This window comes from Sphingorhabdus sp., from assembly GCF_046596595.1.
In the GTDB taxonomy this organism is placed as follows: domain Bacteria; phylum Pseudomonadota; class Alphaproteobacteria; order Sphingomonadales; family Sphingomonadaceae; genus Sphingorhabdus_B.
In genome coordinates, this window is the sequence record NZ_JBKJMB010000009.1 from 1 (window position 1) to 12,996 (window position 12,996).

12 protein-coding genes are annotated in these 12,996 nt (G+C 53.8%); 8 read left to right on the forward strand and 4 right to left on the reverse strand.

The genetic code is table 11. The features are described 5' to 3' along the window. Positions 1-537, reverse strand: a 537-nt coding sequence (locus ACLL9E_RS00550) for a hypothetical protein (RefSeq protein ID WP_411289800.1), incomplete at its 3' end; no start/stop codon positions are given. Positions 538-804: 267 nt separating this feature from the next. Here ACLL9E_RS00550 and ACLL9E_RS00555 point away from each other — a divergent pair. From ACLL9E_RS00555 to ACLL9E_RS00575, 5 genes are all read left to right on the forward strand, one after another. Beyond that, entirely contained in the window at positions 805-1,242 is a 438-nt protein-coding gene (locus ACLL9E_RS00555; RefSeq protein WP_411289801.1) for a hypothetical protein, read from the forward strand. A 318-nt stretch (positions 1,243-1,560) separates the two neighbouring features. Then, positions 1,561-3,804 (forward strand): EAL domain-containing protein, encoded by a 2,244-nt coding sequence (locus ACLL9E_RS00560; RefSeq protein ID WP_411289810.1) that lies wholly within the window; start codon positions 1,561-1,563, stop codon positions 3,802-3,804. A 462-nt stretch (positions 3,805-4,266) separates the two neighbouring features. Continuing rightward, a complete protein-coding gene (locus ACLL9E_RS00565) occupies positions 4,267-4,920 on the forward strand; it encodes a response regulator (RefSeq protein WP_411289811.1) in 654 nt (217 codons plus the stop codon). Between the two features lie 156 nt (positions 4,921-5,076). Next, positions 5,077-6,093 carry a threonine aldolase family protein gene (locus tag ACLL9E_RS00570; RefSeq protein ID WP_411289802.1) on the forward strand — a complete coding sequence of 339 codons (1,017 nt, stop codon included), beginning with the start codon at positions 5,077-5,079 and terminating at the stop codon, positions 6,091-6,093. A 38-nt stretch (positions 6,094-6,131) separates the two neighbouring features. Further along, positions 6,132-7,016: a DMT family transporter gene (locus ACLL9E_RS00575; RefSeq protein WP_411289803.1), complete on the forward strand. Its 885-nt coding sequence runs from the start codon at positions 6,132-6,134 to the stop codon at positions 7,014-7,016. On the opposite strand, the gene ACLL9E_RS00580 is transcribed toward ACLL9E_RS00575, so the two are convergent. Further along, positions 7,013-7,807: an esterase/lipase family protein gene (locus ACLL9E_RS00580; RefSeq protein ID WP_411289804.1), complete on the reverse strand. Its 795-nt coding sequence runs from the start codon at positions 7,805-7,807 to the stop codon at positions 7,013-7,015. The two genes, ACLL9E_RS00575 and ACLL9E_RS00580, sit on opposite strands and share 4 nt — an antisense overlap. Positions 7,808-7,891: 84 nt before the next feature. Further along, a complete protein-coding gene (locus ACLL9E_RS00585) occupies positions 7,892-8,695 on the reverse strand; it encodes an SDR family oxidoreductase (protein ID WP_411289805.1) in 804 nt (267 codons plus the stop codon). 89 nt (positions 8,696-8,784) lie between these two features. On the opposite strand from ACLL9E_RS00585, the gene pgeF reads away from it, so the two are divergent. The 3 genes from pgeF to ACLL9E_RS00600 are packed head-to-tail and all read left to right on the forward strand — an operon-like array spanning position 8,785 to position 12,334. Next, positions 8,785-9,549, forward strand: a complete 765-nt coding sequence (gene pgeF, locus ACLL9E_RS00590; protein ID WP_411289806.1) for a peptidoglycan editing factor PgeF — start codon at positions 8,785-8,787, stop codon at positions 9,547-9,549. After that, complete coding sequence (locus ACLL9E_RS00595; RefSeq protein WP_411289807.1) at positions 9,546-10,955, forward strand: SLC13 family permease; 1,410 nt, start codon at positions 9,546-9,548, stop codon at positions 10,953-10,955. Before pgeF ends, ACLL9E_RS00595 begins: the two co-directional genes overlap by 4 nt. A 53-nt stretch (positions 10,956-11,008) precedes the next feature. Continuing rightward, positions 11,009-12,334, forward strand: a complete 1,326-nt coding sequence (locus ACLL9E_RS00600) for a cystathionine gamma-synthase family protein (protein WP_411289808.1) — start codon at positions 11,009-11,011, stop codon at positions 12,332-12,334. On the opposite strand, the gene ACLL9E_RS00605 is transcribed toward ACLL9E_RS00600, so the two are convergent. Next, positions 12,331-12,996: HAD family hydrolase (locus ACLL9E_RS00605; RefSeq protein ID WP_411289809.1), on the reverse strand; the 666-nt coding region annotated here is incomplete at its 5' end. The two genes, ACLL9E_RS00600 and ACLL9E_RS00605, sit on opposite strands and share 4 nt — an antisense overlap.

The window sequence follows — 12,996 nt, forward strand, 5'->3', positions numbered from 1 at the left end:
TAGAAACTCCACTATCTGAGGACACAGGGGAAGATCAACCCCCACGCGTTTCGTCAGAAAACCTGCCCATAACAGCAGAGATGATCCGATTATTATCCAAATCCGCATACCAATGGGCAGGTTTTCTGACGAAACGCGTGGGGGTTGATCTTCCCCTGTGTCCTCAGATAGTGGAGTTTCTATCAGCTTTAGGACAGGCTCGGCAGAGCGAATATTCCCATCTGGCATTGGTTGGAATTTTGCCAGATCCGGATTCTGCGCCGCGATGAAACTGCAACCCGCTAGCGGCCTGCTTATCCAGAGGATCACGGCTGTCCTAAAGCTCTCGTCTGGCTGATAGATTTCGATGAATTCACCCACGGATATAACCGCTTCCGTTTCAATCACAAAATCGGTACAAACCGTATCGTAGAATTCGACGCGGGATAAAGAATCTGGTTCAGTTTCACCGACGGAGAATATCTTGTGTCGGCAACGGTCATTTTCCGTCGAAGTTTCGAACCGCGCGTGTGTAAAACTGTTAATACCAAATAGCATTCTGCACGTTCACTTCGACCTTTGTTGCTGAAAATATTGGTTTAATATCCATTATGGACACAATTTTGTCAAACGTTTGCACCAAAGTACCGTGTGCCAGTCGACAACCTCAAAGGGGATGAAACGGCAAGTCGGCGGGAAGGCAGTCCTCAAACGGATCCGAGTGAGTTGACAATCGTCTGATTTCGGACCTAATATCCGTTGGCTGGGGAACATCAGCACAAGCACACATTCTGGGTCGCTTTCTTCATGGAGAGGGATTTACGTATGAAAAAGCTATTCATTGCCGCCGCATTCGCCTTTGTTGCATTACCACTTACATCCGCGCCCGCAGCAGCGCAGAGCACTGCGCCAGAATTGTCAAAGGTTGATTGGTACCGTATCCAACTGATAAAATGGGCACCCGGCAAGGGTGAGCGCGCTCATGAACTTATTGAAATGTTTGAAAAAACGGATAAGGAACTGGGCTTGACGGGGGTTATCGATTTCCACGTTTCAACAGGTGAATGGGACTCCATAGTCGCGCTGCCAATGCGTGGGGGTATTGCGCAAATGGGCTGGGCCAATAACCCCGAGGACAAAAAATGGGACGAGGCTTTTGCCCGCCAAGTCGGCGGAATGGATAAGGCAAAATTGCTGTGGGCTGAATTCGACTCCCTCATCGCCCAACGCCAACGCCATATCGGTCATTTCGACCAAGATTAATACTGAACATAGACATAGGTTGAAAAGTACGACAACCCTGCTGCAGCCAACCAGCGGGGTTGTTACTTTTGGCTCGTCTGTGCCAAATTTAATGGCTTCAGGCCGGCGAAATCCTCTCGCCTGGCCTGGCCGGTTAACGATTAAGTTGCTATCTTAGTCGATCGTTAAGAAAGTCAAGGTGTGCCCTTACTGCTGACTATTGTGCAAATGTGACCGCGACGCATAAGCTTTAAGAAATTTTAACCAAAACTTCACCATGTTCAGCCTAAGGCCAAGGCTATGGCGCTCAATCTCAACAAGTCCAAAATTGGCCGGAAAATGCTGCCGATTGCGGTTGCCTGCGGCGTCCTTGGTGCGCTTGGTCTTTTCTTGCCTCTTTCGCTCGCGCTCACCGTCCTTCAATCCAAAATCGCGGTGAAACCTGTATCGGGTGACATTGTCGTGGTTGGCATTGATTCTCCCTCGATTAGCGAGGTCGGCCGCTGGCCATGGCCACGCGACAAGCAGGCCGAGCTGATCCGAAAAATTGATGCTTATGATCCAGGGTCGATATATGTCGATGTTATATATCAAGGCGCTACCTCGCCCGCCGCAGATAAAGCGTTTTACAACTCGTTAAATCAGGCAAATGCTCCTACTCATGTTATAGCATCGGCGTACAAAGATGATGACGGTCGGGTAAGTTCGATCTTTTCAAAGCGCTCGGTTGTCGGCCCCGTCGACACAATTACAGCGTACATACCTTCCATGTTCGGTTTTGTTTGGGAAATTCCAACGAGCATTGCAAGCGAGCGCGGGCGCCTCCGTTCGGTATCCGCACGCATCGCAGATTTAAAGGAAGAAAAACCTTCCACTTTCTCTGTCAATTACACGTTAGACCCTAATAGCATACCGAATATTGCCGCTAAGGATATCTTATCCCAAACAATAAACGCGGACCAAATTAAAGGAAAAACAGTCATCCTGGGTGTCACAGACGTGAGCCAGAACGATGTGCATTCCATGCCAGGATGGGGGGTGAGAGCGGGTGTTTATTTCCATGTGCTTGGCGCAGAAACAATCAAAAATGGCCTCCCGGCCAATTGGGGGTGGCTAGGGTTTTTTGTTGCGGCATTATTGCTTTGCGCACTTCAGCTATCACGCGAGGGACTTAGATACAGCAATCTTATATGCTGGGCCGGGGCTGCCATCATTTTGGGATCCAGCACTTGGCTAACCACATTACATATCATAAATGACCCAATACCGGCGCTCGCGCTTATTGCTAGCGTGGGAATCTTCGTTGCGCGTCAAAAAGCGGCGCTGATCAGATCACAGCGGAATGCTGAAACCGGTTATTTCAACATGACGGGATATCTGGTGGAGGAAGTGGTATCAAACGCGGTGTTTATAGCTGCAAATGTAACTCGGGCTGAAACGCGGTTGGGGTATGTGCGCCAAGAGGACAAGATCGCGATCATGAAAGAGGTCGGACACCGCCTTTCGACGGTTATTGACGAACAGCAGCTGACACACAATGATGACCAACAGTTTTTCTGGGAAATGCCTAGCATCCCGACGCAAAAGCTGGCGGATCACTTGGAAGGCATGCGCCAGCTGTTCTCCGAACCTCTGATCATCGATGGCCGCAAGATCGATATCGATATCCATTTCGGCGTTGACCGGAACGTGAACAATAATATCAAAATCCGGCTGATGAGCGCCCTTGACGCGTCGGTCGAAGCCAGCAGATCGCAGTCGACGTTCAAGATTGCAACGACAATGGAGTTCGACGCATTGTTGCGGTCGCAATTCTCTTCCGAGTTCGAGACTGCAATCAACAATGGCGATATCGAGCTTCTGCTTGAGGCCCAGAAGAATCTCGCCAATAATGCGGTGGAATCGGCGGCGGCGTCATTACGCTGGACTCATCCCGCTTATGGCCAGATCGATACCGCCAAATTGTTTGCAACGGCGAGGGACACAGGAAACCTAAAGCGGGTCAGCAACTATCTGTGCGAGCAAGCCATTAAAGCGGCGGGACGTTTGGCTAAGCAACGGCCGGACTTTACTGTCAGCGTTAAAGTTTCGACAGATATTATCTTAAGTCCGGAGTTCGGAGAAGCCATGGTTCAATGCGCATTGAGCGCGCAATGCCCCCCCGCCAATGTGACCTTTGAAGTTCTGGAAATTCATGACCATAAATTTAACGAGCAAGCGCGCAGCGCACTCTTCGAATTACAGCAGGTTGGCTTTAATATCGGCATCGGAAATTTTGGACTAACCGACGCGGATATTGATCTTATAAAGAAATTTCAGCCGGATGAAATTGTCCTTGCAAAAAGCTTTTCGGCTGAGCTTCTTGGGTCAACAAGCAACGAAATTTTTGCGGTCGGCGCGCTGCGAATCGCTAGTGCAAGTCACACCTTAACCACTGCAGATGGTATCGACGACCGCGACGTTTTGGCTGCACTGGGGCGTCATGGCTGCGTACGCGGTAGAGGCAAGATAATCTCTATCCCTATAAATTTAAATAACTTTTCCAAAACTTATCTGGAGGTAAGCGACAAAAAGTTTGGTTAACAAACAGTTGTTGAACATGGTTAATTTTCCATTATATTGTGAACTTGGTCAAGCAGGCCACGGTTTAATGGAGACACGACATGAAAGCGCTTGAGAAAGCTAAGCAAGTCGAACGCCAGACAGAAGGTTTTTGGGAATGGCTTTTCGGTGGCGGTCGCGGTGCCGGCAGCAACGGTTAATGGATTGTAACTTACGGAAAAAGGGGGGCTGACGCTCCCCTTTTTTTATGTGCGCTCGGTAATAATTTGAAGCGCAAAAAGGTCGAACAGCGCAACTGCCGCGTCCAAAGGGTACTATTGCCCTCGTAGTTTACGATGCATTGGGTCAGGCGCAGTTTTTAGCCGATAAGAGCTGGATATTCCTTTACGATATGTTGGTACGCCCCCTCTTGTAACGGAACGGCAAATAGAAACGCGTAACTGCCCCGCTCACAATGTTGCTGGCGGCAAAGAAGACCATGTCATTCTGTCCATATCCGATTCTGGTCCCGGAATGTCTCCTGAAGTACTCGCGCGGGCCTTTGAACCGTTTTTCACCACCAAAAGCGTTGCAAAAGGTACTGGTCTGGGGTTGGCCCAAGTTGATGGCTTCGTCCGCCAGACCGGCGGCTATGTCGCAATTGACTCCCAATTGGGCGAGGGCGTCACTGTAGAGATAGCCCTGCCGCGTTATGATGGGCCGCAAGCATTGCCCTCCAATACGTCAATGACTCTCGAAGCACCGACTGGGTCAACAAGTGAAGTTATTCTCGTCGTCGATGACGAATTCCATGTCCGGCAAATGTCCGCCGAAAGTTTGCGGGAGCCCGGCTACACTGTGCTTGAGGCAGCAAGTGGTGACGAAGCACTGGATTGGATGGCCAAGCGCAGTGACATCGGCATGCTGTTCACCGACATCGTCATGCCGGGCATTAACGGGCGCGAACTGGCTGACATGGCGCGCGAGCACGATCCCAACCTGCCCATATTATTTACGGCGGGTTACACCCGCGATACGACATTTCATGACGGTATGGTGGACCGGGGCGTTGTACTTTTATCCAAGCCATTTACTCCCGAGCAACTGGCACAGAAAATCCGTCAGGTTCTTGATTCAGGTGCAGGGAGAGCGACATGATGTTATCTAGCAACGACACCCTCAGCCTCAACTTGTTTCATCGTCGCACTTTTGTGATTCGGGAACATCTCCAACTGGGCGTGACACGCGTCGTTGCCAATTCCAAAACCCCTAACCACTTGACGCCGGATACGGTTTCCCGCCATGCGGCTAGCCATGCGTTTCTTCTCTGACAATGCCGCTCCAGTGCACCCAGCCGTCATGCAAGCCATGGCCGATGCCAACCACATCGACACCGCTTATGACGGTGACCAATGGAGCGCGCGGTTGGACGCCAAATTCTCCGAACTGTTTGGCCGCGATGTCGCGGTATTATGGGTGGCAACGGGTACCAGTGCCAACTGCCTGGCTTTAGCTTCACTGGTTCAACCGCATCAGGGCGTAATCTGCCATCGTGAAGCGCATATCGAAGTCGACGAATGCGGCGCGCCGGGTTTCTATACCGCTGGTGCAAAACTGATGCTTATCGAAGGCGACGGCGCGAAAGTGTCACCTGCAACGGTCGAAAATTGCTTGAACGCTATCCGCAACGATGTGCATCAGGTTCAGGCTGCGGCCTTGTCTATTACCAACGCAACCGAATATGGGCTGGTATACACGCCAGCTGAAGTGGCTGCGCTCGGCGCATTGTGCCGCGAGCGTAAACTTGGCCTGCACATGGACGGCGCGCGTTTTGCTAACGCGGTCGCGACCTTGGACTGCGGCCCGGCCGATGTTACCGTCAACGCCGGGGTTGATATCCTGAGCTTCGGTTTCGTCAAAAACGGCGGAATGGGTGCAGAGGCCTTAATATATTTCGACCCAGCATTGGCTGATGCGGCGCGATATCGGCGCAAGCGCGCCGGACATTTGCAGTCAAAAGGCCGCTTTCTTGCGGCGCAACTTTTGGCGATGCTTGAAGGTGATTTGTGGCTGCAAAATGCGCGCTCTGCCAATGCCGCGGCGCAGGTTATTGCGCAGGCCGCTGCTGGCAGGTTGCTATACCCGGTTCAAGCCAACGAACTGTTCCTGCGGCTTACGCCTGCCGAAGCCTCTGCCTTGCGTGCACAAGGCTTTGATTTTTACGACTGGGGCGTTTTGGACGAAACTTGGGGCGCGGCGCGGCTGGTCACAAGTTGGCAGCACACAGAGGCTGATGTAACGCCGCTTGCTCACGCCATTACCTCCTTATGAGTACCACCGAGGCGGGAGAAAATGTGGAGCCAGGATTTATGGCTCCACGGGTATGGATACCCTTTGTTGTGGTGTCCCTCATCTGGGGTTCGACTTGGCTGGTGATCCGCGATCAACTCGGCTCGGTGCCCTCAAGCTGGTCTGTGGCATACCGCTTCATTGTGGCGGCCGCGGGTATGATCCTCTTGGCCGTCGCTATGCGCCAACCGCTCAAAATCGACCGGCAGATGGTCGGTTGGACGATGCTACTTGGACTGTTGCAATTTTCGATGAACTTCAACTTCGTTTATGCTGCTGAACATCACATTACCTCCGGATTAGTCGCAGTCATGTTTGCGCTGTTGATTGTGCCCAATGCCTTGCTCGCCAAATATTGGTTGGGGCGGCAAATTGGCGGGGCATTTATGCTGGGTTCAGCAATTGCATCCTTTGGCGTTGCGCTGTTGATGCTTCAAGAATATCGCGCCGCGCCTGTTGGCGGGGCTGAGGTTTTGCTTGGCCTGTCGCTGGCCTTGTGTTCGGTGTGCACGGCGTCCGTATCAAACGTGCTTCAGGTCACGCCGAAAATTGCGCGATACCCGACCCTCACGATATTGGCTTGGTCGATGCTTTGGGGCAGCTTGGCCAATGCGCTGTTCGCATTCATTACGGATGGCCCGCCCGTCATTGACACACGCCTGGGCTATATCGGCGGCGTGCTATATCTCAGCATCATCGGTTCGGTCGTAACGTTTCCGCTTTATTTTCGGCTCATCCGCGACATCGGGCCGGGCAAGGCGGCCTACACTGGCGTTGTCATACCCGTTGTAGCGATGGTCCTTTCGACTATCTTTGAAGGCTATATATGGTCACCGCTTGCACTTGCCGGGGGCGGCCTGGCGATGATTGGCCTGGTCGTTGCGATGCAAGCGCGCAAGGCTTAGTGGCCTGACGATGGGTAAGCGAAGCCCTTGCTACCCGACCGGTCAAACCGCTTCCATCCATCTTCGGGCAGGGCCAGCCGGTCCGCGATTGCCCACCAGACTGCAGGGTTTACACCAAGCCCGCAGTGGCTGCCACGAACTTCGATGTTATCGGTTGTCGTAGCTTCGGGCTCGCGCGCGTTGCGCCATGCAACGATGCCGTCGTTGCGCGAGAATATCGCGGTCGCCGGAACAGGCGGAATCAAATGCCCCTCGGCAACTTGGGCCTTCATTTGCGGTCCGTTGATTTTCTGGCCAGTAATCATCTGAAAAGCCATCCAGGCATTGGTGGCTTTGGGTGAACCCTTAATTGGCGCTCCGAGCGAAATGACCTGGCGAACGATTTCGGGACGGCGACGTGACAGCATCCGCGCAAATGATCCACCCAGCGACCAACCGATCAGCGTGACCTTACGTCCGGTTGCGGCGTATATTTCATCCAGCCGCGCAACCATTTTCTCACCTTCCGAGCCAATCGCCTTTTGTCCAAGGTTACGTCCCAGGTCCCATTGATATGGGGCGTATCCTAACCGCTTTAAAAACTTGTACAGCGGCTTCATTGTCCCCTCACCTGCCATGAACCCGGGCAATAGCAAAACGGGATGACCATCACCCTTTGGCGCTTGCAACAGCAATGGTGCGGCAAATGGTAGTGAAGCAATATCCAGTGAGGCGCGGGCAAATTCTGTAACCGCGAGCAATAAAGACGGCGACTTTGCCGTTCCTAAACGGTCTGCTGCAATCGAGGTCAAAACGTGTCTCCATAAATTCTGATTTGAAAAATATCAGGCAATAAAATGACACGCCCGCATTATTGTTCCCTTTTTTGCCTGTTCCTACCCGCGATCGTCGCCAAGCAGTGTCTGCAGTCCCTGACGATAGTTGGCAAACCGGGGTTGCCACGCAAGAAGCCGCTTCGCTTTGCCGTTCGCAATACGCCGGTTTTCGGCATAAAATCCCCGGGCCATGGGGGAAAGCGCCGCCTCCTCGAGTGACAGCAAAGGCGGCCATTTCTGGCCAAGCAGGTTACAGGCATATTCGATGACATCATTTTGCGATGCCGGTAAGTCATCCGCTATATTATAGATGCCCGCGGGGCCATCGAGCGACGCAATGACTGCGCCTACAATATCGTCGACATGGATTCTGCTAAAGATTTGTCCGGGTATATCGATCCGGTGCGCCTTGCCGTCCTGGACCCGATCCAACGCAGATCGGCCAGGGCCGTAAATGCCGGGCAAACGAAAGACTCGCATGTCATGTCCAAGCGCCTGCCACGCAAGGTCAGCATCGGCACGCGCAGTTCGGCGTCCCTCCCCGATCGGCGCACTTTCGTCGACCCACGCACCGCCTGCATCGCCGTATACACCCGTAGAGGATAAATAGCCGACCCACGAGCTACCGCTCGCCACAATAGCCGAACCATATGTCTGAAGAACCGTATCGCCGCCCTCGGCCAGCGGCGGCACACTCGACAGGATGTGTGTTGCGTATTCCAGCGCGGTCCTGACCGCAACCTCGTCGTCAAACGCCACGGCGTCGCCGCCGCTCATCCGCCTTGTGCCTGTGACAAGCCAGCCTTGCTCCCGTAAGCTGTCGGCAAGGCGGCTGGCGGTATATCCCATTCCAAATATAAACATATGTCGCTGCATGAACACCGGTTCGCAATCTAACGGCTTGCAGTCAAGCGCGGCAGTTGCGAATAGGACTGTAGGGAGGAAGCAGCGGCATGGAAGTTGAAGTTGTCCGGTCAAGCGCGTTGAGCAGCGTCGCGCATGGTTTTCTTGGCCGGATCGGCGGGGTATCGACTGGCATATATGCAGGATTGAATTGCAGTCTTGGATCAGATGACCTTCGGGATAATGTGATCGAAAACCGCCGCCGCGCGGTTGCCGCTATCATGCCCGGAGCGGCGCTGGCACGCGTGTACCAAGTGCATTCGCCTGATGTTGTCACGGTAACTGGACCTATCGATCAATATAACCCTCCCAAAGCAGATGCATTGGTTACCGACAGGCCCAACATCCTCCTCGCGGTTCAAACCGCAGATTGTGTACCCGTGTTATTTGCAGACAAAGACGCAGGCGTGATCGGTGCTGCGCATTCGGGTTGGAAGGGTGCTTTCACGGGCGTCAATGAAAATACAATTGCTGCGATGGAGGCATTGGGCGCGCAGCGAGACCGAATAACCTGCGCCATCGGTCCGTGTATAGCACAAAGAAGTTATGAAGTTGACGCCACCTTCTTTGGACGTTTTGCCGAGGCTAATCCTGAAAATGCCCGTTTCTTTCGAGACGGAAAGGCAGGGCATTATCAATTTGATATTGAAGGGTATGTGGCGGGCCGTCTTGCTGCAGCGGGCATCACCACCGTCGTGTGCTTAGGCGAAGACACCTATAGCCAGCCGGAACGATTTTTCAGTTACCGGCGCAGTTGCCACCTTGGGGAACCTGGATATGGGGGTGAAATGTCTCTGATTGGCCTTCGTCCATGAAGCCAGAACGTATTGGCTTCTGGGGCGGTCTGATCGTCTTTGTGGTCATGTTGAGCGTCCCCGCCCCAGCCGGAATGGAGGTGACAGCATGGCGCGTGGCTGCGCTCACCATATTAATGGCAACTTGGTGGATGACGCAGGCTCTCCCGTTGACCGTCACCGCATTATTACCGTTTCTTGCGCTCCCGCTGATGAATATTATGACCGCGCAGGATGTCGCCAAAGAATATTACTCCCCAACGCTTTTTCTCATCCTTGGCGGCGCGTTTTTGGCGCTCACCATCGAACGCACCGGGATGCACAGGAGGGTCGCGCTCGCGATTTTGGGCAAGTCAGGGCACAGCGTCACTGGCCTGATGATCGCTTTCATGGGTTCTACGGCATTGCTCAGCATGGTCATGTCCAATACGTCCATTGCGCTCATCATGGTGCCGATTGCCGTTGCCGTGCTCGCTGCGGGCGGTACGAAGCCAGGGGAGACCGATGGGCTCGCTGGGGCGCTCATCATGGGCGTGGCTTTCGCCGCGTCGATTGGTGGCCTAGGTACGCTCGTCGGATCACCGACCAACGCCATTGCTGCAGGTCTGGTGGAAAAACAATTGGGCATCCAGATAAGCTTTCTGACATGGATGCTTTACGGACTGCCCGTTGTCATCATCGGCGTACCGTTGTGCGCGTTAATCCTGATGCGCGTGCAGAACGTCACCGCTGGCAGTTTTGACGTTGATGCGGCACGCGCCTCGATTGGCAAGGCGCGCCCGCTGTCGATTGCCGAAAAGCGGCTGGTGCCGATATTCCTGCTCGTCATTGGCACCTGGATTGCGCAACCCTTGTTGGAGCCGCTGCTGCCAAAGGGTGGCATTACCGATGGCAGCATCGCCATTGCAGGGTCGTTGCTGCTCTTCCTGATACCCGACGGCACCGGCCGCCCGTTGCTGACATGGCAAGAGGCCGATAGAGCGCCGTGGGGCGTCATTATGATGTTCGGGGGTGGCTTGGCCCTTGCTGCCGGCATCACGCAATCCGGGCTCGCTGCGTGGCTTGGCGAGGCACTTGAACCACTGTCTGTTGTCCATCCCGTCGTCATCGCACTTGCACTGACTGCACTGGTCATTCTGATTACAGAATTTGCCAGCAATGTAGCGACCGCCAGCGGCGTCTTGCCCGTTGTAGCTGGCCTCGTTGCGGCAACGGGCGCCGACCCCTGGCTGATGGCGATGGCTGCATCAATGGCGGCAAGCTGGGGCTTTATGATGCCTTCAGGAACCGGGCCAAATGCGATCGCCTGGGCAACCGGGCATATTGCCTTGCCCAAGATGGTAAAGGCGGGTTTTTTCCTTGATCTGGCGGGAATTCCCCTGATTGTCGGGGCCGTGTGGGTCGTTGGCAAGCTGATGGCCATGTAATTTAGTTTCAATTGAAACGAATAATGTTATGCTTCGGGGATCAGGAGATTCCCATGAACGATGATAATACCCCACCTGCCGCTACCCCGATTGCCCGCCGTAAACCGAAAGCCGACATTGAAACGATTGGCGGCAGAAAGCTGAAACCATCGACGTTGATGATGGGCCACGGCTACGATGCCACCTTGTCCGAAGGGTCGTTGAAACCACCCATTTTCCTGACATCGACTTTTGCCTTTGAAAGCGCCGCAGCTGGCAAGAAGTTTTTTGAACATATAACCGGCAAACGCGAAGGGCCCGCAGATGGCCTCGTTTACGGACGATTCAATGGCCCAAATCAGGAAATCTTGGAAGATCGTTTGGCGGTTTGGGACGAGGCAGATGACAGTCTTGTTTTTTCCAGCGGGATGTCAGCAATTGCCACCATGCTGCTGGCACTGGTTGGCCAAAACGATGTCATCGTGCATTCAGGGCCATTATATGCCGCAACCGAAACCCTGATTGCACGCATATTGTCGCGCTTCGGCGTAGGATTTGTTGACTTTCCGGCGGGAGCTACCCGTGAGGAAATTGATGCGATCATTGACCGCGCAAAAGCTATGGCAGAGGAAAAGGGCGGCAAAGTCGCGCTGGTGTATCTGGAAAGCCCTGCCAATCCGACAAATGCCTTGGTTGACGTTGAAGCCGTTCGCGCGGCGCGTGACGCGGCGTTTCCGGGAGACCAGAAACCAGCCATTGCTATCGACAATACGTTTTTGGGGCCATTGTGGCAGCAGCCGATCAAACAAGGCGCTGAGCTGGTCGTGTACAGCCTCACCAAATATGCAGGTGGGCATTCCGACCTCGTCGCCGGCGGCGTTTCGGGTAATCAGGCGCTCATCAATATCATGCGGCCAATGCGAAATGTCATTGGAACCATTTGTGATCCAAACACGGCGTGGATGTTGCTGCGCAGTTTGGAAACGCTTGAGCTTCGGATGACGCGTGCTGGGGAAAATGCTGCCAAGGTGTGTGCCTATCTCAAGGCGCACCCAAAGGTTGAGGGACTTGGCTATTTGGGCATGATTGATGACCCACGCCAGCAGGACATCTTTGACCGCCATTGCAGCGGCGCTGGATCGACGTTTTCGGTGTTCATTAAGGGCGGAGAGGCGGAAAGCTTCAAATTTCTCGACGCACTGAAAATCGCAAAGCTCGCGGTAAGCCTTGGTGGTACTGAAACACTGGCAAGCCATCCGGCAGCCATGACGCATTTATCTGTGCCTCAGGAGCGCAAGGATGCGCTGGGGATTACGGACAATCTGGTGCGCATTTCAATTGGCATTGAAGACCCGGATGACCTCATTGCAGACTTTGAACAGGCGCTGGCTCAGGTTTAAGCCACACGCCAGTCGAGAATTGACCAGCCTTTGCTTGCCGCCAGCGCGGCAAGCGGGCCATGGGGATTTGTAGCAAAGGCTTCGTCTGCGAAGCTGAGCAACGGCGCGTCAGACACATGGTCAGAATAGGCGCGGATGTGGCAACTGTCGCGGTCAATGCCGTTTTTGTCCATCCACACTTTCACAAGCTCCAGCTTGGCCGCATCATAGCAGTTATGCCCGTCGATCCGCGCGAGCACATGACCAGTGCTGTCGGTGGAAAGATCCGTCGCAATGACGTCGTCAAAGCCAAGCCGATGGGCAATCGCCTCGACATATAACCGATAGGAAGCGGTCGCCATTATGTGGCGATAGCCCGCCGCCTTTTCCTCGGCCACGCGTGCCAACAATTGTGGGTATACGTTTTTGCCGACTACAAGATCAGCATGGCTTTCGACATATTTGGCAAATCTTGCCTTTGGAACGCGTCTGCCGATCAGCAAAACCTGCGCGAACTGCTTCAACCGCGCACGGTCCCAAATTTTTATTGCGTACAATACAAGACCAAGCGGCAGGAGCGGTGAAAGGAACAATCTCCACGGTGACTTGTTAAAAGCCATATGCAGGAGGAACCCATTATACGTGGCGCGTCGCGTGACGGTCTTGTCCATATCATATATGGC

Bases quoted from the DNA above. Each gene is read 5' to 3' on its own strand.
- ACLL9E_RS00555 (WP_411289801.1), top strand. From the start codon at position 805: ATGAAAAAGCTATTCATTGCCGCCGCATTCGCCTTTGTTGCATTACCA.
- ACLL9E_RS00560 (WP_411289810.1), top strand. From the start codon at position 1,561: ATGCTGCCGATTGCGGTTGCCTGCGGCGTCCTTGGTGCGCTTGGTCTT.
- ACLL9E_RS00570 (WP_411289802.1), top strand. From the start codon at position 5,077: ATGCGTTTCTTCTCTGACAATGCCGCTCCAGTGCACCCAGCCGTCATG.
- ACLL9E_RS00575 (WP_411289803.1), top strand. From the start codon at position 6,132: ATGGCTCCACGGGTATGGATACCCTTTGTTGTGGTGTCCCTCATCTGG.
- ACLL9E_RS00585 (WP_411289805.1), bottom strand. From the start codon at position 8,695: ATGTTTATATTTGGAATGGGATATACCGCCAGCCGCCTTGCCGACAGC.
- pgeF (WP_411289806.1), top strand. From the start codon at position 8,785: ATGGAAGTTGAAGTTGTCCGGTCAAGCGCGTTGAGCAGCGTCGCGCAT.
- ACLL9E_RS00595 (WP_411289807.1), top strand. From the start codon at position 9,546: ATGAAGCCAGAACGTATTGGCTTCTGGGGCGGTCTGATCGTCTTTGTG.
- ACLL9E_RS00600 (WP_411289808.1), top strand. From the start codon at position 11,009: ATGAACGATGATAATACCCCACCTGCCGCTACCCCGATTGCCCGCCGT.